Consider the following 17,999-nt stretch of genomic DNA (forward strand, 5'->3'; position numbering starts at 1 on the left):
ATACCCTCTTATATCAGTCATTTACTTGGTATGGGAATAATGAGCTTGCATAAACTTCTGCAAAGCATGATAATAACGATCATCACGTAATATAGTGTTATGTCCAACACCTTCAATGATCTTCACCTCCACTTTTAAGGAGGGAAATGCTTCTATAAGTTGTTTGGTATGCTTCATTAGGATCACATTATCATCTCCAGCGATCAGGATTAATGTTTTTGATTTAATGTCTTTAACTCTGCCAACAGAATCATATTTATCCTTGAGCAGTATGGACATGGGATACATAGGAAATCTCTCTTGCACCATACTCTGTGCACTATCATACGGTGTGATCAATACCAATTTTTCAAACTCTCTTTTAGATGCTAAATAGGTAGACACACCGCTCCCTAAACTTCGGCCAAGCACAGAAATATCATTATGTTTGGATCTGATCTGATCAAAAATGGCAAGGGCATCAGAGTATATACCTTTTTCACTTGGTTCACCACTGCTTCCTCCATATCCTCTGTAGTTCACAAGATAGACTGTATGATCAGGGAAAAATCTATCAAAGGCAAAAGCACTACGTGCAATTGTGTCACCATTACCTCCAAAGTAGAGTATGGCTTTCTCTTTTTTATCATTCACTACGATAACACTGATAGATTCTTTGTCATTATGGAAAATGACTTCATCAAATACATGATTTGTTTTAGCAGTGGGAGCATAAAGAATATCTCTTTGATTTATAAAAAGTAAAATTCCAAATGTTATATATACAAACAGTACTAATTTGATAAAGGCCATTAGAAAATTTTTCATATCATCATTTTATCGTAAATTATATTCTTAGTAAAAAGTAACAAATCAGTCTTACCCTTCACCTATGAAATCTTGCATTATCTTATAATATTTAGCATCTGAAGAGATATCATTATGCCCTCTATTTTCGATTATTGTCACTTCTAGCTGCAAAGGGTCAAAAGCATCTATAAGTTGTTGTGAACGTTCTCTTGTAATAATTCTATCATTTTGTGCCATAACTATAAATGTTTTTGCTTTGATCTCTTTTGTTCTACTCTCAGAGTCATATTTATCATGCAGCAAAAGTGATACGGGATAGATAGGGTATCTGCCATGTGCAACATTTACTATGCTGTCAAAAGGAGTAATGAGTGCCAGTTTAGAGACTTCTCTATGGGCTGCAACATAAGTTGCTATGCCGGAACCTAAACTACGCCCCCCTATGGAGATACGGTCATGCTTCGGTTTAATGGCATCATAAAGCTTCAAAGCATCACTATAAAGTCCTTTTTCTGTAGGCTCTCCGGTACTGCCTCCGTAGCCTCTGTAATCCATCAGATAGACTGTAAATGTAGGAAATTGTTGTGCGATATAGTCACTACTTTGTGCCATAGACTCTGCATTGCCTCCAAAATAAAGTATGGCATTCTCATACCCTTCGTTCAAAATGATGACATTGATAGATACTCCTTCATTTTGAAGTGTCATAGTATTGTATGAAGTGACTGTATCAGGTGTAGGAAAATAGAGAAAATCTCTCTGATTAACATAGAGGAATAACCCCATTCCTACATATCCAATAAGCAATAAGATACTAATCTTTTTAATTATTTTCTTCATACTATCTTTTTAGCTATACCTATATCATCTTGAATTTGTTTTTTTAGCACATCCAATCCATAAAACTTCTGATTTTCACGAATAAATGATACAAACTCGATCGAAACTGTACCACTTACTTCACCAATATCTTTGTCAATCACATGTGTTTCAACAGCATAAGAGCCATCTGTAGTCACACGATGCCCTAAAAAACTCACAGAGCTTAGCCACTCCTCCCCGATCTTGGTTCGTGTAGCATAAACACCTTCTAAAGGAAGTTGGTAATGATCTACATGAAGATTGAGGGTAGGGACAAGTTCTTTTTTACCAAGTCCCTGTCCCGCAATCACTTCACCATCTATACAATACCTTCTACCTAGTAGCTTATTTGCCATCTCTATCTTGCCTTCCTGCAAGTATGCTTTGATAGTACGGGAGTGAACAGGTATACCTTCTATGCTCACTTCATCTACAACAATCACTTCTCTATCACACAATGCTTGAAGCATCTCTGCATTCCCTGCCTTACCTTTACCAAAATGAAAGTCATAGCCTACAACTATCTTTTCAAGAGAAGGAAAATCAACTTTCAGTTTATTTACAAATGCTTCGGGGCTAAGTGATTTCACTTTATCAAAATGGTAAAAACAGCAAAGTTTATCGGTATGAAATGAACGTTTGTACCCAGGTGTCAAGTAGCCGCCATTTCGTTCTATGATCACAATAGCATCCACTTTGTTTATGAGTGTTTTATGTGCAATATGTAAGCCATCAAAAGAGCCTATGGCTATGGCTTTAATGTCATTATGTATCTGCAATGTCTAAGCTCCACTCTTTACGAAATGATAAAGATACTCTTGGTTGCCTTCTTTACCTGTCACTTGTGAAAGTGCCTGATATTTAAGTTCCCAACCTAACTTATTAGCTTCGGATTCAAATGCTTCTTTGCGTCTAGCGATAGCATCAATATCCTGGACTACACCTTTAGAGTCACGCTTCACATCTTTACCCACCTCAAACTGTGGTTTGTAAAGTATAACTATATCTGCACCTACCTTTGCAAGTCTATCTATATCGTTCATAATTTGCAATATAGAAATGAAAGAAACATCACAAGTGATCACTTCAAAAGCTTTATCACTTTCAAACTCACGAATGTCTGTCTCTTCATACAAAGAAACTTTCTCATTCTCTCGCAAAGAGATGTGCAGTTGGTCACTTCCCACATCAACACAAGAAAGTGATGCAACACCATTTTCCAGTACTATCTGAGCAAAGCCACCTGTACTGGAACCTATGTCTAAAGCAATTTTGTCTTTAAAATCTATAGCATATTCAGCTAAGAAATTCTCCAGCTTACGAGCCGCACGACTGACATAAAACTTCTCATCAGCTACTTCAACAAGTGAGTTTTCATCTATCTTAGCAGAAGGCTTAGGCTTCTTTCCATCCACAGTAACCTGTCCTGCTTTTATTGCATCATGTGCACGATTACGACTCTCAAAGTAACCCTCTTCTACCAGGTATTTATCTAGTCTCACAACATCTCCCTCATCTCATCTTCAGTAAGTGTATTCACACCCAAACTTTCAGCCTTAGTCAGCTTAGATCCGGCATCTTCACCATAAATGACATAGTCCGTTTTTTTACTCACCGAACCACTCACTTTTGCACCTAATTTTTCCAACATCTCTTTGACAATTCCGCGACTTACAGACATAGATCCGGTCAATACCACCGTTTTGTCCTTAAACGGATTTTCAACAGCTTCTACTTTTTCTTCCACTGTAGGTTGTATCTCTTCAAAGAGTTTCAGAACAAAGTCATAATTCACACGCATAAACTCTAACAAAGAATTTGCCATCTCTTCACCTAAGCCGTCTATAGCTACAATTTCTTCAAGTGTAGCATCAACAATAGAAAGTCCAAACTCTAAAGCCAATGATTTGCTTGCCACTTCACCTATGTGTTCTATGCCCATGGCAGAGATAAGTCTGTATAGAGGTACACCTTTTGTATCTGCTATGGCTTGTAGAAGTTTAGAGATACGTTTCTCCTTGAAACCTTCTAATCCTTCTAAATCTTCAAATTTCAAATGATACAACCCTAAAATATCTTCAATTTTATGCTCTTTTACAAGTATCTCGACTATCTTAGAACCAAGGCCATCTATGTTCATACAGCCTTTTTTAGCAAAATGAATGATGGAGTTTACTACCCTGTCTGGGCAATCCAGGTTTTGGCACTTTATGAGTGTGCCTTCATCGAGCACTTCACTTCCACAGGTCGGACACTCAGTCGGTCTTATTATCTCCACCTCTGACCCATCACGTCTGTCATCTAACACTTTAGTGATCTTAGGGATGACATCACCTGAACGGATAAGTATGACAGAGTCACCTATCATCAGCCCCTTACGTTCTATCTCATCAAAGTTATGCAATGTTGCACGTGCTATGATGGCACCTTCTACTTCAACCGGTTCCACTTCTGCTACAGGGGTGATGACTCCCGTTCTGCCTACCTGCAAAGTAATAGCATTGACTTTAGTGACTTTTTCTACAGCAGGGAACTTATATGCACACATCCATTTAGGTACTTTAACGGTATAGCCTAAGTCTTCTTGTAAGTTCACCTCATCAACTTTAATGACCATACCATCCATTATCATCGGTATCTCATCTCGTAGAGAGATTAAATTATGGTAAAAAGCTTCTATCTCTTCAATGCCATTACACTCCTGAGCATGTGGAGGCTCTAAAAATCCTAACTCATAGACAAAGTCCATCTTCTCAGAGAGCTTTGACTCTTCCAAACTATTTTCACCCAAACCCCAAGGGTAAAAAACCAATCTTCTTTTAGCCGTCACAGAAGAATCTAACTGTCTTAAACTTCCTGCAGCAGCATTACGAGGGTTTGCAAAAGATTGTTCCCCCTCTTCCAGTCTCTCTTTGTTGATAGCTTCAAAATCATCTTTACGAATGACCACTTCACCACGTATCTCTATGAGTCCCTCATACTCTATGCTAAGAGGCACAGAACGGATGGTACGCACATTGTCTGTCACCTCTTCACCTACAGCACCGTCACCACGTGTAATGGCACGAACCAGCTTACCATCTTCATAAAGTAGATTCATACTGGCACCATCAAACTTAGGCTCACAAAAATACGTACAATCTCCTACGTTTTTTACCGTTCGGTCTAACCACTCTTGCACTTCATTTGTAGTAAACACATCTTCCATACTCCACATACGTTTGATATGCTTCGCTTTGGAAAACTCATCACGTACTACACCACCCACACGCTTTGTAGGTGAATCCTCAGCCACTTCAGAGGGATTTGCTGTTTCATAATCTAACACTTCATGATAAAGCTTGTCATACTCTTCATCTGTAGCTATGGGGTTGTCAACCACGTAGTAGGCATATGCCCATTTTTTAAGGATCTGTATTTTTTCTTGGTATTGTTCGTTTGTCATTTCTTATAAATTACTTTCACTTTTTTTCCATAAAACTTCGGTTCGGTATGTAAAATATATACATCTAAAAAAGCTTTCGCTCTAGCCAAATACTCTCTTAACTTCATCCTATACGCAGCAGCAGTTCCCGGGATATCTTTAGCCATAAAACCTATGACTTTCTGCCCTTTGGCTTTTGCTATGAACAATGCACGTTCCAGATGAAATTTCTGAGAGACGATTATATAGTCTTTTAGGTCAAAAATCGCTTCAGCCCTCACCACAGAATCCAACGTTCTAAACCCTGCATAATCCAATGTAATGTATCTACTTGGTATCCCTGCTTTTATAAGGTCTTTTTGCATTCTTGTTGTCTCATCATAATACTTTGTACTATTATCACCAGAGACGACTATGGCTTTAACTTTTCCTGATCTAAAAAGCTGTGCTGTACTACGTATACGATAGGTATAAAAGTAGTTTTTTTTGCCTTTAGCTATATACTTAGCCGTACCAAGTACCAATGCAGCTTTTTTTGCTGGAACTTTTTTAATATTACTATAAAGATCTGGTTCTGCTTGTTTTGAGATGTAGGTATCTATGAAAATAAGTGCCGCTATAGTAACTATAACAATCAAAAAAAGCCATTTTACAGTCCTCATCACTACCTTACAACATTGCTTCCAAAACTGTTAAAGCCTGCTGATGCTCTTTCACATCATGACAGCGAACGATGCTGGCTCCATTCTCTACAGCTTTCAAATGTATAGCCAAAGTCCCCGGTAAACGATCTTCTGTGAGTGTAGGGACGATCTTATCTATCATAGATTTTCTACTCGCACCGATAAGTACTTCACATCCAAAGTACGTAAAGTGTGTTACGTTTTTGATCAGGGTAAGGTTATGTTCTAAGGTTTTTCCAAATCCTATACCTACATCAAGAATGATATTTTCTCGAGATAGTCCTAAAGCTTCACACTTAGCGATACGCTCTTCAAAAAATGCACTTACCTCAAGCATGACATCTTCATACTGAGGGTTTTTTTGCATAATTTGTGGTGTTCCCTGCATATGCATAATGCAAAGTTTAGCCTTATGCTTTACAGCTAGTTTGATAATGTCATCATTACTTGCACCTGTGATGTCATTGATCAGAGTGAAACCTCTATTCAGTGCATATTCAACAACGTCCGGAGTGTAGCTATCTACAGAAAAAGTAGCCTTTTCATATAACTTCTCAGCATAGATCATGTCACAAATAGGTTTCATCCGTTCCAATTCTTTATGTGCACTTACCACATCTGCTCCAGGACGAGAAGAGACTGCGCCGATGTCAATGATGGATGCACCCTCTTCTATCATCTTTTCACATTGAGTAACAGCATCATCTGCAATAAATCTACTCTCTTCAAAAAAACTGTCATCATTGGCATTGATCACACCCATGATCTGTGTTGGATAGTTCGATGTTGAGAGGAATTTTTTAAGTTCTGCAGCAACAGTTTTAAGTCCAAAAGGCTGTGCCAATTCTTTACGGGAAAGCAGTTCCATGTGCTTTTTCGTCCCTATCAAGATACAATCATAAGCAGGTTTCTCACAGAGTATCACACCACCAGGAACAGCAAGCTCCGCACCGATGCTTAAAGCATCTTGTTTGAGTATATTTGCTGCAGGTGTTTTGAGGTCTTTAATGAAGAAGTAAAGAAGTTCCATCTTCTTTGCCATAATGCTTACACCACCACTCTCTACACCTAATGCTTTGAGTGCAGCTTTCTTATCTGCAAAGTTTCCAAGTTTATAGATATACATATCAACCCTTTATAAATCACACGGAGTGTGCCTCTGTCATGGTGAACGCCCTTGTAAGCAAAGCGATTCGAGAGCCATGACGATTTTTTGCTTCGTTTTTTCTAAAAAAATGAAGAGAGAAACAACGCCTCAATAGAAACAAAAGGCAATTGAACAAACCATATACTTCTTATGATGAACATTATAGATATTTTATCGTTTTTTTCTTGCTAAAAGTTTCAAAAGCAAAGTATTTAACACAAACTGAGGAGGAGATCCTACATCCAATGCAAGAAATGCATTTGAAAACAGTATAAGGGTTTTTTCATCCAAATCATAACCTTGTGAACGGATAGCCTCTTTGCTGATGCGTTCTACTAAAAGTTTCATTGCTTTAGCATCGGTACGTTTATGTGCTTGTATAAACTCATACACTGTAGCTAAAGAGAGTTGTCTCAGTTCTAACCCCAACACCTCTTCTTCTCTCTCTTCACTAAGTACTGTGATAGGTAACCGTGAACGTATAGTGTCTAGTATGGTTGCCTTGCTTTGGGTAAGGAGAATGAACTCTTTTTTAGGTGGAGGCTCTTCTATGACTTTTAGGAGTTTATTTTGTACTATAGGAGAAAATGTTTTAGCGGCAAGGATGATAACTGTCGTCTCTTCACTTGCCATGTAAGCTTTTTCTATAGCTAGTTTTGCATCTTCAACCAAAAAAGTATCTTCTTTGACGATCTTAACAAAACGTTCCGTTGTTTTTGACACTTCAAGTTTAGCTATCGTACCTTCTATGTCACTCGTGATGATAACTTGACTAATTAATCTCATGATTCTAGATCTAGATCACCAAAAAGAGATGCGGAGATGGTCATGTCAAAAAGTTTATAAAGCTGCAACAGTTTGATATCTAAAAGAGGGTCTGAACTACGTAATGCAAAGCTGTTTTGCACTTCTTCATCCATCACCCATAAAAAGTTATCATCATTTCTATAGGCTAATTTTGTATAAGGATGATCCCCTCTGCCAATGTACCAAATACAGTATCCGTTCGGATAAGAGATATCTAACATATCTTCCAGCATTTGTATCTCTTGAGTAGAGCGAATACCCTGCAAGTTTGGAAAAGCCTCCGTGAGCTGATAAAAAGGTAAAAGCGGTCTATTTTTATGCAAATCATTAATAGCATTTAAAATATATTTACCAAACCACTTACGCGGTTCATCTGTAATAACAAGTACAGTCTTCCCCTCAAGTACCTGAGTGGTAGCACTCTTCACAAGAGGAGCCCACTCATAACGATACTCTTCCATCCATGAGAAGCAGGACTCTTCTTCACGTATGGTTTCGAGTGTCCACTTTAAGAGTTGTTGCATAACTTTACTTGTCTAGCCCGTAAGCTTCATGCAATGTACGAATAGCAAGTTCTCCATACTTCTCATCTATCACCATAGAAACTTTGATCTCAGAGGTTGAGATCATTTGAATATTGATATTGTTTTTAGCCATTTCGGTAAAAGCTGTAGCTGCTACACCGGAGTGGGATTTCATCCCTACACCTACTACTGAGACTTTACACACATGCTCATCAAAATCCATACCTTCTATATCATGATCAAAACCTGCCATAAGTTTTTTTGCATCTTCATGATCACTGTGTGGTACAGTAAAGCCAAGGTTCGTTGACCCATCTGTTCCCATATTTTGGATGATCATATCAACATTGATGTTTGCTTCTGCCAACATCGTAAAGATCTCTGCTGCAATACCCGGTCTGTCTGAAACACCTCTAAGTGTCACTCTTGCTTGGTTTTTGTCAAGGACAATACCACTGACTAATACTTCTTCCATACTATTGCTCTCCTTTGTGATAAGCGTACCTTCATTATCGCTAAAACTACTTTTAGCATACAATTTAACATTCAGTTTTTTTGCCAGTTCTACTGAGCGGCTTTGTAATACTTTTGCTCCCAATGAAGAGAGTTCAAGCATCTCATCATACGAAATAGTATCAAGTTTCTTTGCATTGGGTTCTATGCGTGGATCTGTCGTATAGATACCATCTACATCTGAGTAGATCTCACACTGATCTGCTTTAAGTGCACCTGCTAAAGCAACGGCAGAAAGGTCTGAACCCCCACGCCCCAGTGTAGTCACTGAACCATTTTTATTGATCCCCTGGAAACCTGCCACAATAACGATCTTTCCCTCTTTTATCGCATTATGCATCGCAGTAGGATCTATGGACATAATACGTGCATAGGTATGCGTATCATCTGTGACAATACCTGCCCCACGACCTGTCATTGCTACGGCATCATAACCTCTGGATTGTAGGGAGATAGCAAGCAGTGCTGCTGTCACTCTCTCTCCAGAACTAAGAAGCATATCCATCTCTTTTTTTGCAGGTTCTTTTGTAAAATGATGTGCATATCCTATGAGTTTATTGGTCTCACCACTCATTGCTGAGACAACCACAACCACATCATTACCTGCTTCTCTTGCTTTTGCCACACGATTGGTTACGTTCTCTATACGCTCCACATCTCCAACACTTGTACCACCATATTTATGGACAACTAACATTAAATTAAACCCTCTTCTATAAAATAATCGATCACTCTACGGTATACTCTACGCTTAAAGTAAGTCACCTTTTTAAATAAATGTTCATATGCTACAAACTCATACTCTTCAAACTCTGGAATATCATAGGCTTGTAAGTCGATCACTGCATCTTCTTTAAGACGTACCAAAAAATATTTTTGGGTTTGCCCGTCAAAAGGATACACCTTTCCTCTTGCAACTTTTGGGAAGTCATAAGTGATCCACTCCGGGAACTCTCCTAAAACTTCTACATCATTACAACCGATTTCCTCTAGCAGTTCCCTATGAAGTGCTTCGTAAGGTGTTTCTCCCTTATCGATACCCCCTTGAGGAAATTGCCATGCATTTTTGATATCACTTCGGTGTGCCACAAAAAACTCACACTTATCCGGATATTTGGAAGAGAGTATAATTGCAGCAACATTTGGCCTATAGCTCTTTTTGTTTTGCATTATATTACTCGTTTTACTAATAATTTTTAATTTTTCTGATATGATTTTATCTAAAATACGGTTATAGCCATTTGAAAAGAGTTAAAATAACTCTTTCTCGCCAAAGGCAAAGCTTTAGTGACTGAATATCATGTGGGCTTTGCTCATATGATGTGAGAAATAATTAAAAAAGGAGTTGAATTTGTTAGTCTATCTTCATATACCTTATTGTGATTCTAAATGTCACTATTGCAGTTTCAACTCTTATGTCGATAAATTTGATACCCGTAGCAAGTATATGCAAGCACTTCAGAGACAACTCTCTTTTGAATTAAAACGATTTAATGCAGGGAAGGAACAGATCAAAACACTATTTATAGGAGGAGGTACACCTTCTACTGTAGACCCTGAACTTTATAAACCTATTTTCAAATTATTAGAACCCTATCTACAGAATGATGCAGAGATCACAACTGAAGCCAATCCCAACTCTGCTACCAAAGAATGGCTAAAAGGAATGAAAAGTCTTGGTGTCAATCGAGTGAGTTTTGGCGTACAAAGCTTTGATAGCAACAAGCTTAAAGCACTCAATAGGGCACACACCCCACAACAGGCTAAAGAGGCTATCATCTATGCTAAAGAGATAGGTTTTGAACACCTTTCACTTGATCTTATCTACAACTATCAAGGTGATACACAAACACTACTGATGAATGACATAAAAAAGGCTTTTACTTTGCCTATAGACCATATTTCAGCCTATGAACTTACCATAGAAGACGGTACCAAATTTTCAACCACGCCCGAAGTAAGACAAGAAAATGAAGATCTTGCTTTTTTTGTAGCTGGTGAGATAAAAAAACGCGGATTTACACATTATGAGATCTCAAACTTTGGAAGCTACCAAAGCAGACATAATAAAGGATATTGGGAACTGGAAGATTATATAGGAGCCGGTGCAGGTGCTGTAGGTTTTTTAAAAGATACCAGGTATTATCCACAAACAAATATTGAGTTGTATATCAGCGATCCGCTAAATATCACCGAAGAGACACTCAGTCAAGACGAATTACTTACTGAAAAGATCTTTTTGGGTCTACGAAGCAGCATTGGTATTCAAAAATCTCTTTTGTCAGAAAAAATGATCGAGAAAGCTCAAATACTTTGTAAAGAAAATAAACTTAGCTGTGATAATACACACTATTACAATGATAATTTCTTTCTAAGTGATGAATTGGCACTCTACATTCTAGGATAGGTATGGCTATCCTTTAGAATAATTTGCTAAAATACATCAATTAAATTACAAGGCACACTATGTTTGGCATCGGCTTTACCGAAATACTCCTCATATCTGTTATCGCGATTCTCTTTTTAGGACCAGATAAACTTCCTGATGCAATGGTACAAATTGCAAAATTCATCAAAAGTGTCAAAAATACTGTAGGTGAGGCAAAAAGTTCTCTCGAAGAAGAGATGAAGATCGCTGACCTCAAAGATGAAGCGTTAAAATATAAATCACAATTAGACAATGCAACCAATGAACTCAAAAGTTTTAAAAATATAGATTTTGATGATATGGATGATCTAACTTATGATGATGAAGTATCTACAGAAGAACCTAAAGCTAAAAAAGAGAGTCCCTATGCAGAGAGAAAAGCTATAGAAACACCAATAGAAGAAAAGAATGATGCAGTCACCTTTAAAAAACAAGCTAAAAAACAAGCTAAAAAACAAAAGAAAAATGACAGTAAAGGTGATGCATAATGTTTAGTGATCTTAAACCCCACCTTGCTGAGTTACGAAAAAGACTGGGACTCTCTGTTCTTTCTATCTTTGTCATGTTTGTTGTTGCCTTTATCTTTCACAATGGCATACTTACCTGGGTAACACAACCACTCAATGATGCACTGACAGAAGTAGGACTCATGATAGAGTCTAAAGAGAAAGGCACATGGCATGTAGATGTACCAGACAGCAATGCAAGTACAACTACACCTGCAACACAAGCTAAACCAAAGCCGGCTGCACAACTTTCTTTAGAGGCATCACGTTCAGCGGACAAACTTCAAGCAGCACTTACCCAAGCTTCGGAAACATCTATCAAACAACAGAATGCTGCATTGGGTGCTCTTCTCAAAGAAGCTGCAACAGCAGCAAAGGAAACAGCTACATCAACGAAGAAACTCAGTCAGGCATTGCAAGATCTAAACCTCAGCAAAGAGATAAAGTCTGTGAATGACAACACCTTTGGAGGGATGATTACAACCCACCAGGTTGGAGGTGCATTTTTTGTAGCACTAAAAGTCTCTTTCTTTGCCGCGATCCTTGCGGCACTTCCTTTCATTCTTTATCAGCTTTGGCTTTTTATCGCACCTGGTCTGTATAACAATGAAAAGAAAATGGTTATTCCTTTTGTTATAGGTGGCTCTGTGATGTTCTTTATCGGAGTACTTTTTGCCTACTATGTTGTGACACCATTTGGATTCCAGTTTCTCATTACCTTTGGTTCATTCCTCTATACCCCACTCATCAACATCGAAGATTATGTTGGATTTTTTACCAAGATCATGATGGGCTTTGGCGTTGCATTTGAGTTACCTGTTTTTGCATATTTTCTAGCACTGCTTGGAATGGTTACCGACCGTACACTCATAGATTTTTTCAAGTACGCCGTAATTATTATCTTTGTTGGTGCAGCACTATTAACCCCACCAGATATCTTAACACAATTGCTTATGGCTGCACCACTTATCTTACTTTATGGTATTTCTATCCTCATCGTGCGAGCAGTAAACCCTGCTCCAAAAGAAGATGCTGATGAAGATGAAGAAGATACACAAACAGCTTAAATGACTTCTGAACTTTTAACAAAAAATTATGACTATGAACTTCCAGAGGGGTTCATAGCCACTACACCTGTCCACCCTAGAGACCATGCAAAACTTCTGGTCTATGACAGAAAGACAGATACCATCACCCATACTACCTTTAAACATCTTTTAGACTTTATCCCTAAAGAGTGTGATGTTTTTCTCAATGATACCCGTGTGATCAAAGCACGTATCTTTGGAGAAAAAGCCAGTGGAGGTAAAGTAGAATTACTCTTTAATAAACCTCTTGATGCACATCATTATCTTGTCCTTATCCGTGGTAAAGTGAAAGTAGGCACAGAACTTTTCTTTGATGACTCACTTGTCGCAACTGTAACAGATCTGAATGAAGATGGTTCACGTGTTGTTACCTTCACACATCAAGGCAAAGAGATACGTTTTGAGGAGTTGGTACTTGTTTTAGATGAGATAGGTCATATCCCACTTCCTCCTTATATGCATCGTGAAGACAATAAAGAGGATGAAACAGATTACCAAACCCTCTTTGCCAAAAATGCAGGTGCCGTTGCTGCACCTACGGCATCCCTTCATTTTACCCCTGAACTCTTTGCCGCACTTGAAGCAAGACATCAGACACATAAAGTGACCCTGCATGTAGGTGCAGGAACCTTTAAACCTGTAGAGGTTGAAGAGATACTGGATCATCCTATGCATTCAGAATATTTTCACATCTCCCAAGAAGCAGCTAAGGTTCTTGATAGCAAAACACCTCTCTTAGCCATAGGAACAACAGTAACAAGAACTCTGGAGTACTATGTACGAACCGGAAAAATGGAGGGGGAGTGTGACCTTTTTTTAAACCCTCACAACCCACCACAAAGAGTCACACATCTACTCACAAACTTCCATTTGCCCAAAAGTACACTCATTATGCTGGTGAGCGCTTTCATAGGAAGAGAAAAAACGTTACAATTATATAAAGAGGCTATAGACAAAAAGTATCGATTTTTCTCTTATGGGGATGCGATGCTGATACTTTAAGGAGTTAGTAATGAAATCTGTTTTATCCCTATTTTCAGTTCTGCTTCTAAGTACGATCATCTTTACAGGCTGTGGAGACCCAAAGCCTTATCATTATCCCAACTATGATATTATCAAACCAGAAGTAACGTGTAAACCCAAGCGGACAAACATACAAAAACTACTCCTCTCCTACTTAGGCAAACCTTATGTCTGGGCAGAAGAAGGACCTGATGCCTTTGACTGTTCAGGTCTCACCTATAACATCTATGGATCAATGGGTGTTACGATACCACGTACAGCAAGCGAACAAGCCAAGATGGGTAAAAGTATTCCCTTTCCCAACCTGGAGTACGGTGATCTAATTTTCTTTGGATCAACGAACAAAAGAAGTAAACGGATCAACCATGTCGGAATCTATCTTGGTAGTGGTTGGTTCGCACATGCAAGCAGTAAAGATAGAAAAGTCATGTTTACTCATTTTGAAAAAGAGCCACGTTATCTTAAACGTATGAAACTCTGCAGACGTTACTTAAGTAAAAATGAAAGAAACCGCTATATGACCTGTGATACACCACTTAAAAAAATGAAGATTTCCAGTAGTCGTTACACTACACCATGGAAAACAGGAATGAAACTGCCTAGAAAAGCTGTACCATAATTTAGCAGATTTTTTAGGCAATTTTAAAGGCATTCACCTATAATTAGTTCATGAAAAAATTAACCTATATACTCTTGCCTATTCTTGCACTGTTTCTACTCACAGCATGTGGTAAACCTGACCATCATCCAAGAAATCCTAACTACAGCATTAAAAAACCTAAAGTTGTCTACACACCGAGTACAAAAAACCTGGGTAAGATGGTTAAAAAACTTAACGGAAGTCCCTATGTTTGGGCAGAGGAAGGTCCCTATAATTTTGATTGTTCCGGGTACACCTATTATATGTACGGAAGTATGGGGATCAATATCCCCAGAGTTGCCAGAAATCAGGCAAAAGCAGGAAAACGTATAGAATTTAAAGATCTGCAATATGGTGACTTGATCTTCTTTGCCACAAGTAAAAGCAGTAGTAAAAAAATAACACATGTAGGTATGTATTTGGGTGATGGGTGGTTCACACATGCCAGTACCAAAAAACATGAAGTTATCTATTCTAACCTCTTTACTTCACCATACTACAAAAAAAGACTTCGTGTCTGCCGTAGATATTTACCAACCAGTAAAACGAAAATAGCTTCAACAAAACCATGGAAAGCCAAAACCATACTATCTGAATCTGTTCAAGTTCAAACAACAGTTCAATTACAAAAACCTCAAATGACAACGTCAGGTAAAGCCATTGTCATTAAAGTCCCGATGAAAGAGATAGAGCAAACATCCTCTAAAGGTAATTTCTATGTCCAAGTGGGCTCATTTGTAGGCAAACCAAATAGTGATCTACTCTATACCATTACACGCAAAGGCTTCCGCTACAAGATCATTCAATTTCCCAAAGCCGGGAAGTCCATATCTAAACTTCTCATAGGACCTTATGTCAAAAGAGATGAAGCAGTTAATGCATTGAGCAAAGTTCGGGCACAGATACAAAAAGATGCATTTATTGCAGAGATACGCTAGGGATGCTTTTTGTTTAAAGAAATCCTATGAAACCATCACCTAACATGCTCTGTCCTTGTGGCAGTGGGAATAAGTATAAAAAATGTTGTTCCAAATACCATAAAGGAGCTTTTGCTCCTGATGCATTGTCCCTAATGAGGTCACGCTACAGTGCTTATGCTGTAGGTAATAGTAGCTATATTATAAAGACGACACATCCTGATAACCCTGACTATACCACCGACATAAAAAATTGGGAAGATTCTATCTTAAGTTTTAGTAAACAGACAAACTTTTTGGGTCTGGAGATCATTGACTTTATCGATGGAGAAGAAGAAGCTTTCGTTACTTTTAATGCACGACTCTCTTCAGGTGATTTAAAAGAAAAAAGTCGATTTTTAAAGCTCTTTGGCCGATGGTTCTATGCTGATGGAACATTTACTGATGCAGTATAGTGCTTAATGGAGTTATTAAGTTTTTGAGATTCTTTTTGATATGTACCTATATAGTTTGGAAGCAGTTCTTGCTTATTATAGACTATATGTTGATGAATCTCATTTATGAGTTTATGCATATCCGTTGCCCCTATCGCACCGGTCAAGCCTTTCATATCCAAACATAACATTTTAATCTGCTCATAACGATGCTCTCTTACTAATTTTGTGAATTGTTCACTACTTTGACCATATGCATCCATAAACTCTTTTAAGATCTCTACATAAAACGCTTGATTGTTATCTGAGTATCTAATACCTGCCTCAATATCTAAAGCATCTATCTGTTCTACTATTTTAGGATATTGTATTTTTTTTCTCTCACTTATATTTGTAACATATAGTTTAAAAACGGTATAAAGTTCACCAATTTTTAATGGTTTAGTTAAAAAAGCATTCATTCCACTAAGAAATATTTTTTGTTTTTCACTATCTAATGCCAAAGCTGTAAATGCAACTATCGGCAGTATATCAAACGCTTTCTTGGATCGTATCATTTGTGTAGCCGCATACCCATCCATCACTGGCATATTGATATCCATTAACACGAGATCAAACTCTTCTGTACCCTTTAAAACCATATCAACAGCTTCTCGTCCGTTGTTTGCAATACTTATGTTGATACCAGAAGGTTTTAAGACATTGGCAAGTACCTTTTGATTAATAATATTGTCTTCTACAAGAAGCAGAGACATTCCATTAAAGTCACTGAAACTTTCTTGTATTATATGCGGTGTTTCTATGATAGCTGACCTGTGTATCAAGGTCTTTTCAGATAATGAATCTTGGTCCTGCTGATCCAAAGCACTAAATACATTTATAGAATACATATCAACTATGAGTTCAAAAATTCTTTCTTGATTCAATGGCTTAGCCAGTGATTTATCTACTACCTGATTTAAAGAAGCGTTTTCATTTTCCTGCAATAAAGAGGTTAATCCAACCACCTTTAGTTCTTTCTCTTTTTTTATTCTACTAAGATAATCAACTGTTCTTATATTCAAAAGTGTTTCATCCAAGATCACAATATCATATCTTGTGAGGTTGTACATGTTTTTAATAAACTCTTCTTTGGTAACTACCTTTATATCATGTTTAAAATAAGAAAACATTTTTTTAATAGCCAGTGCGGAGTTATAATTACTGTCAACAATAAAAACTTTTTTAGTTGTTAATACTTTCTCAGGCAATCTGTAATTTCTTTTATTTCCTGCATCTACCATTGAGAATGGCAAGGCAAGAGTAAATGTAGTTCCTTTTCCTTCAATACTCTGCACGGCCATTTCTCCATGCATCTCAGATATCAGTTCTTTGGCAACAAAAAGTCCTAACCCTGTATAGACATTGCTTTTTTCATCATAATGCGGCTCAAAAAGTGTTTCAAGTGTTTCAGTGTCTACACCTCTTCCCGTATCTATAAGTTTAAATTGTAATTCCAGTTTCTCATTATAGGTATCAAACATCGTTATTTCTAACTTGACCTCTATTTCTAATTTTGCCTCTACCTTATAAAATTGATTCATTGTATATTCAAGAAAATTATTAAGTACTTTTTCTAAATTGAGGGAATCACCAATCAAATAACGTGGGATATTATTGTCAATATCAAAAATAAGTTCAACATTACTCCCTTTATAAGCGGAGCATATTGATCCGGAAACTTCATTCAATACATTATTTAAATTAAATTTTTCATTAATGATCTCAACTTTTTTTGATTTTAATCGTAAAAATTCAATAAGATCATTGGTTACATCTAAAAGTCTATGCTCCTGCACACTCTCTTCAGCTAATGAGTGATGTACTTGATCAGATGTTCCGGCAAATCTCTGTTCTACTATATCATGTATATTTTCACTCATACTTGCAAGGAACACACTTTGAGAATGTTCCATTTCAAGCTGTTTATCAAACATCTCTTTATGCAGTTTTTGTACTTTCATTATATGTCTTGATGACAAGAACAGGATGGTGATTCCAATCAGACCCAAAGCAAACAGGGCTATCCATATCCAAAACTCTTCAACTTCTTTAACATCTACCAGCATATCTGCAGATAGATACGAAATTGATCCTAGTAAAAATACCCATATTGATTTATTCATTGTAAACTCCTGTTTTGATACTATAACATATTAATATTAAAACATATATG

Annotated in this window: 19 protein-coding genes; 7 read left to right on the top strand and 12 right to left on the bottom strand. The window is 37.4% G+C overall.

Going from position 1 to position 17,999, the window contains the following annotated elements; genetic code table 11:
• Window positions 1-21 precede the first annotated feature (21 nt).
• The 11 genes from ACLHDG_RS11610 to ACLHDG_RS11660 all read right to left on the bottom strand — a co-directional run bounded on the left by ACLHDG_RS11610 (window position 22) and on the right by ACLHDG_RS11660 (window position 9,918).
• Window positions 22-807 carry an alpha/beta hydrolase gene (locus ACLHDG_RS11610; protein ID WP_415406400.1) on the bottom strand — a complete coding sequence of 262 codons (786 nt, stop codon included), beginning with the start codon at window positions 805-807 and terminating at the stop codon, window positions 22-24.
• 51 nt (window positions 808-858) lie between these two features.
• The gene (locus ACLHDG_RS11615) at window positions 859-1,629 is read right to left on the bottom strand and encodes an alpha/beta hydrolase (RefSeq protein ID WP_415406401.1); all 771 of its coding nucleotides are present in this window, start codon (window positions 1,627-1,629) and stop codon (window positions 859-861) included.
• Window positions 1,626-2,429, bottom strand: coding sequence for a bifunctional riboflavin kinase/FAD synthetase (locus ACLHDG_RS11620; protein ID WP_415406402.1), 804 nt, complete (start codon window positions 2,427-2,429; stop codon window positions 1,626-1,628). The genes ACLHDG_RS11615 and ACLHDG_RS11620 overlap by 4 nt, the downstream gene beginning before the upstream one ends.
• A gap of 3 nt (window positions 2,430-2,432) precedes the next feature.
• Window positions 2,433-3,152, bottom strand: a complete 720-nt coding sequence (locus ACLHDG_RS11625; RefSeq protein ID WP_415406403.1) for a TlyA family RNA methyltransferase — start codon at window positions 3,150-3,152, stop codon at window positions 2,433-2,435.
• Window positions 3,149-5,095 (bottom strand): NAD-dependent DNA ligase LigA, encoded by a 1,947-nt coding sequence (gene ligA, locus ACLHDG_RS11630; protein WP_415406404.1) that lies wholly within the window; start codon window positions 5,093-5,095, stop codon window positions 3,149-3,151. The genes ACLHDG_RS11625 and ligA overlap by 4 nt, the downstream gene beginning before the upstream one ends.
• A complete protein-coding gene (locus tag ACLHDG_RS11635; protein ID WP_415406405.1) occupies window positions 5,092-5,712 on the bottom strand; it encodes a SanA/YdcF family protein in 621 nt (206 codons plus the stop codon). The genes ligA and ACLHDG_RS11635 overlap by 4 nt, the downstream gene beginning before the upstream one ends.
• A 31-nt stretch (window positions 5,713-5,743) precedes the next feature.
• Window positions 5,744-6,883: a dihydropteroate synthase gene (gene folP, locus ACLHDG_RS11640; protein ID WP_415406406.1), complete on the bottom strand. Its 1,140-nt coding sequence runs from the start codon at window positions 6,881-6,883 to the stop codon at window positions 5,744-5,746.
• 192 nt (window positions 6,884-7,075) lie between these two features.
• Entirely contained in the window at window positions 7,076-7,690 is a 615-nt protein-coding gene (locus tag ACLHDG_RS11645) for a DNA polymerase III subunit delta' (protein WP_415406407.1), read from the bottom strand.
• Window positions 7,687-8,235, bottom strand: a complete 549-nt coding sequence (locus ACLHDG_RS11650) for a HobA family DNA replication regulator (protein ID WP_415406408.1) — start codon at window positions 8,233-8,235, stop codon at window positions 7,687-7,689. Before ACLHDG_RS11650 ends, ACLHDG_RS11645 begins: the two co-directional genes overlap by 4 nt.
• A 4-nt stretch (window positions 8,236-8,239) precedes the next feature.
• Window positions 8,240-9,445, bottom strand: a complete 1,206-nt coding sequence (locus ACLHDG_RS11655; RefSeq protein ID WP_415406409.1) for an aspartate kinase — start codon at window positions 9,443-9,445, stop codon at window positions 8,240-8,242.
• On the bottom strand, window positions 9,445-9,918 hold the full coding sequence (locus ACLHDG_RS11660) for an RNA pyrophosphohydrolase (protein ID WP_415406410.1): 474 nt from the start codon (window positions 9,916-9,918) through the stop codon (window positions 9,445-9,447). The genes ACLHDG_RS11655 and ACLHDG_RS11660 overlap by 1 nt, the downstream gene beginning before the upstream one ends.
• A 181-nt stretch (window positions 9,919-10,099) precedes the next feature.
• Between ACLHDG_RS11660 and hemW the strand changes: the two genes are divergently transcribed.
• The 7 genes from hemW to ACLHDG_RS11695 are packed head-to-tail and all read left to right on the top strand — an operon-like array spanning window position 10,100 to window position 15,805.
• Window positions 10,100-11,155, top strand: coding sequence for a radical SAM family heme chaperone HemW (gene hemW / locus ACLHDG_RS11665; RefSeq protein WP_415406411.1), 1,056 nt, complete (start codon window positions 10,100-10,102; stop codon window positions 11,153-11,155).
• 59 nt (window positions 11,156-11,214) lie between these two features.
• Window positions 11,215-11,664: a Sec-independent protein translocase protein TatB gene (gene tatB, locus ACLHDG_RS11670; protein WP_415406412.1), complete on the top strand. Its 450-nt coding sequence runs from the start codon at window positions 11,215-11,217 to the stop codon at window positions 11,662-11,664.
• Window positions 11,664-12,749: a twin-arginine translocase subunit TatC gene (gene tatC / locus ACLHDG_RS11675; RefSeq protein WP_415406413.1), complete on the top strand. Its 1,086-nt coding sequence runs from the start codon at window positions 11,664-11,666 to the stop codon at window positions 12,747-12,749. The genes tatB and tatC overlap by 1 nt, the downstream gene beginning before the upstream one ends.
• On the top strand, window positions 12,750-13,772 hold the full coding sequence (gene queA, locus ACLHDG_RS11680) for a tRNA preQ1(34) S-adenosylmethionine ribosyltransferase-isomerase QueA (RefSeq protein ID WP_415406414.1): 1,023 nt from the start codon (window positions 12,750-12,752) through the stop codon (window positions 13,770-13,772).
• A gap of 10 nt (window positions 13,773-13,782) precedes the next feature.
• A complete protein-coding gene (locus tag ACLHDG_RS11685) occupies window positions 13,783-14,412 on the top strand; it encodes a C40 family peptidase (RefSeq protein WP_415406415.1) in 630 nt (209 codons plus the stop codon).
• Between the two features lie 50 nt (window positions 14,413-14,462).
• Window positions 14,463-15,371, top strand: coding sequence for an NlpC/P60 family protein (locus ACLHDG_RS11690; protein ID WP_415406416.1), 909 nt, complete (start codon window positions 14,463-14,465; stop codon window positions 15,369-15,371).
• 26 nt (window positions 15,372-15,397) lie between these two features.
• Complete coding sequence (locus tag ACLHDG_RS11695; protein WP_415406417.1) at window positions 15,398-15,805, top strand: YchJ family protein; 408 nt, start codon at window positions 15,398-15,400, stop codon at window positions 15,803-15,805.
• Here ACLHDG_RS11695 and ACLHDG_RS11700 read toward each other — a convergent pair.
• Window positions 15,772-17,949 carry a response regulator gene (locus ACLHDG_RS11700; RefSeq protein WP_415406418.1) on the bottom strand — a complete coding sequence of 726 codons (2,178 nt, stop codon included), beginning with the start codon at window positions 17,947-17,949 and terminating at the stop codon, window positions 15,772-15,774. The two genes, ACLHDG_RS11695 and ACLHDG_RS11700, sit on opposite strands and share 34 nt — an antisense overlap.
• Window positions 17,950-17,999 lie beyond the last annotated feature (50 nt).

Origin of the sequence: Sulfurovum iocasae, from assembly GCF_047716765.1 — a bacterium.
In the GTDB taxonomy this organism is placed as follows: Bacteria; Campylobacterota; Campylobacteria; order Campylobacterales; family Sulfurovaceae; genus Sulfurovum.

Bases quoted from the DNA above. Each gene is read 5' to 3' on its own strand.
- folP (WP_415406406.1), bottom strand. From the start codon at position 6,883: ATGTATATCTATAAACTTGGAAACTTTGCAGATAAGAAAGCTGCACTC.
- ACLHDG_RS11690 (WP_415406416.1), top strand. From the start codon at position 14,463: ATGAAAAAATTAACCTATATACTCTTGCCTATTCTTGCACTGTTTCTA.
- ACLHDG_RS11615 (WP_415406401.1), bottom strand. From the start codon at position 1,629: ATGAAGAAAATAATTAAAAAGATTAGTATCTTATTGCTTATTGGATAT.
- ACLHDG_RS11685 (WP_415406415.1), top strand. From the start codon at position 13,783: ATGAAATCTGTTTTATCCCTATTTTCAGTTCTGCTTCTAAGTACGATC.
- ACLHDG_RS11660 (WP_415406410.1), bottom strand. From the start codon at position 9,918: ATGCAAAACAAAAAGAGCTATAGGCCAAATGTTGCTGCAATTATACTC.
- ACLHDG_RS11610 (WP_415406400.1), bottom strand. From the start codon at position 807: ATGAAAAATTTTCTAATGGCCTTTATCAAATTAGTACTGTTTGTATAT.
- ACLHDG_RS11655 (WP_415406409.1), bottom strand. From the start codon at position 9,445: ATGTTAGTTGTCCATAAATATGGTGGTACAAGTGTTGGAGATGTGGAG.
- ligA (WP_415406404.1), bottom strand. From the start codon at position 5,095: ATGACAAACGAACAATACCAAGAAAAAATACAGATCCTTAAAAAATGG.
- ACLHDG_RS11695 (WP_415406417.1), top strand. From the start codon at position 15,398: ATGAAACCATCACCTAACATGCTCTGTCCTTGTGGCAGTGGGAATAAG.
- ACLHDG_RS11650 (WP_415406408.1), bottom strand. From the start codon at position 8,235: ATGCAACAACTCTTAAAGTGGACACTCGAAACCATACGTGAAGAAGAG.
- tatB (WP_415406412.1), top strand. From the start codon at position 11,215: ATGTTTGGCATCGGCTTTACCGAAATACTCCTCATATCTGTTATCGCG.
- queA (WP_415406414.1), top strand. From the start codon at position 12,750: ATGACTTCTGAACTTTTAACAAAAAATTATGACTATGAACTTCCAGAG.
- ACLHDG_RS11700 (WP_415406418.1), bottom strand. From the start codon at position 17,949: ATGAATAAATCAATATGGGTATTTTTACTAGGATCAATTTCGTATCTA.
- ACLHDG_RS11645 (WP_415406407.1), bottom strand. From the start codon at position 7,690: ATGAGATTAATTAGTCAAGTTATCATCACGAGTGACATAGAAGGTACG.
- tatC (WP_415406413.1), top strand. From the start codon at position 11,664: ATGTTTAGTGATCTTAAACCCCACCTTGCTGAGTTACGAAAAAGACTG.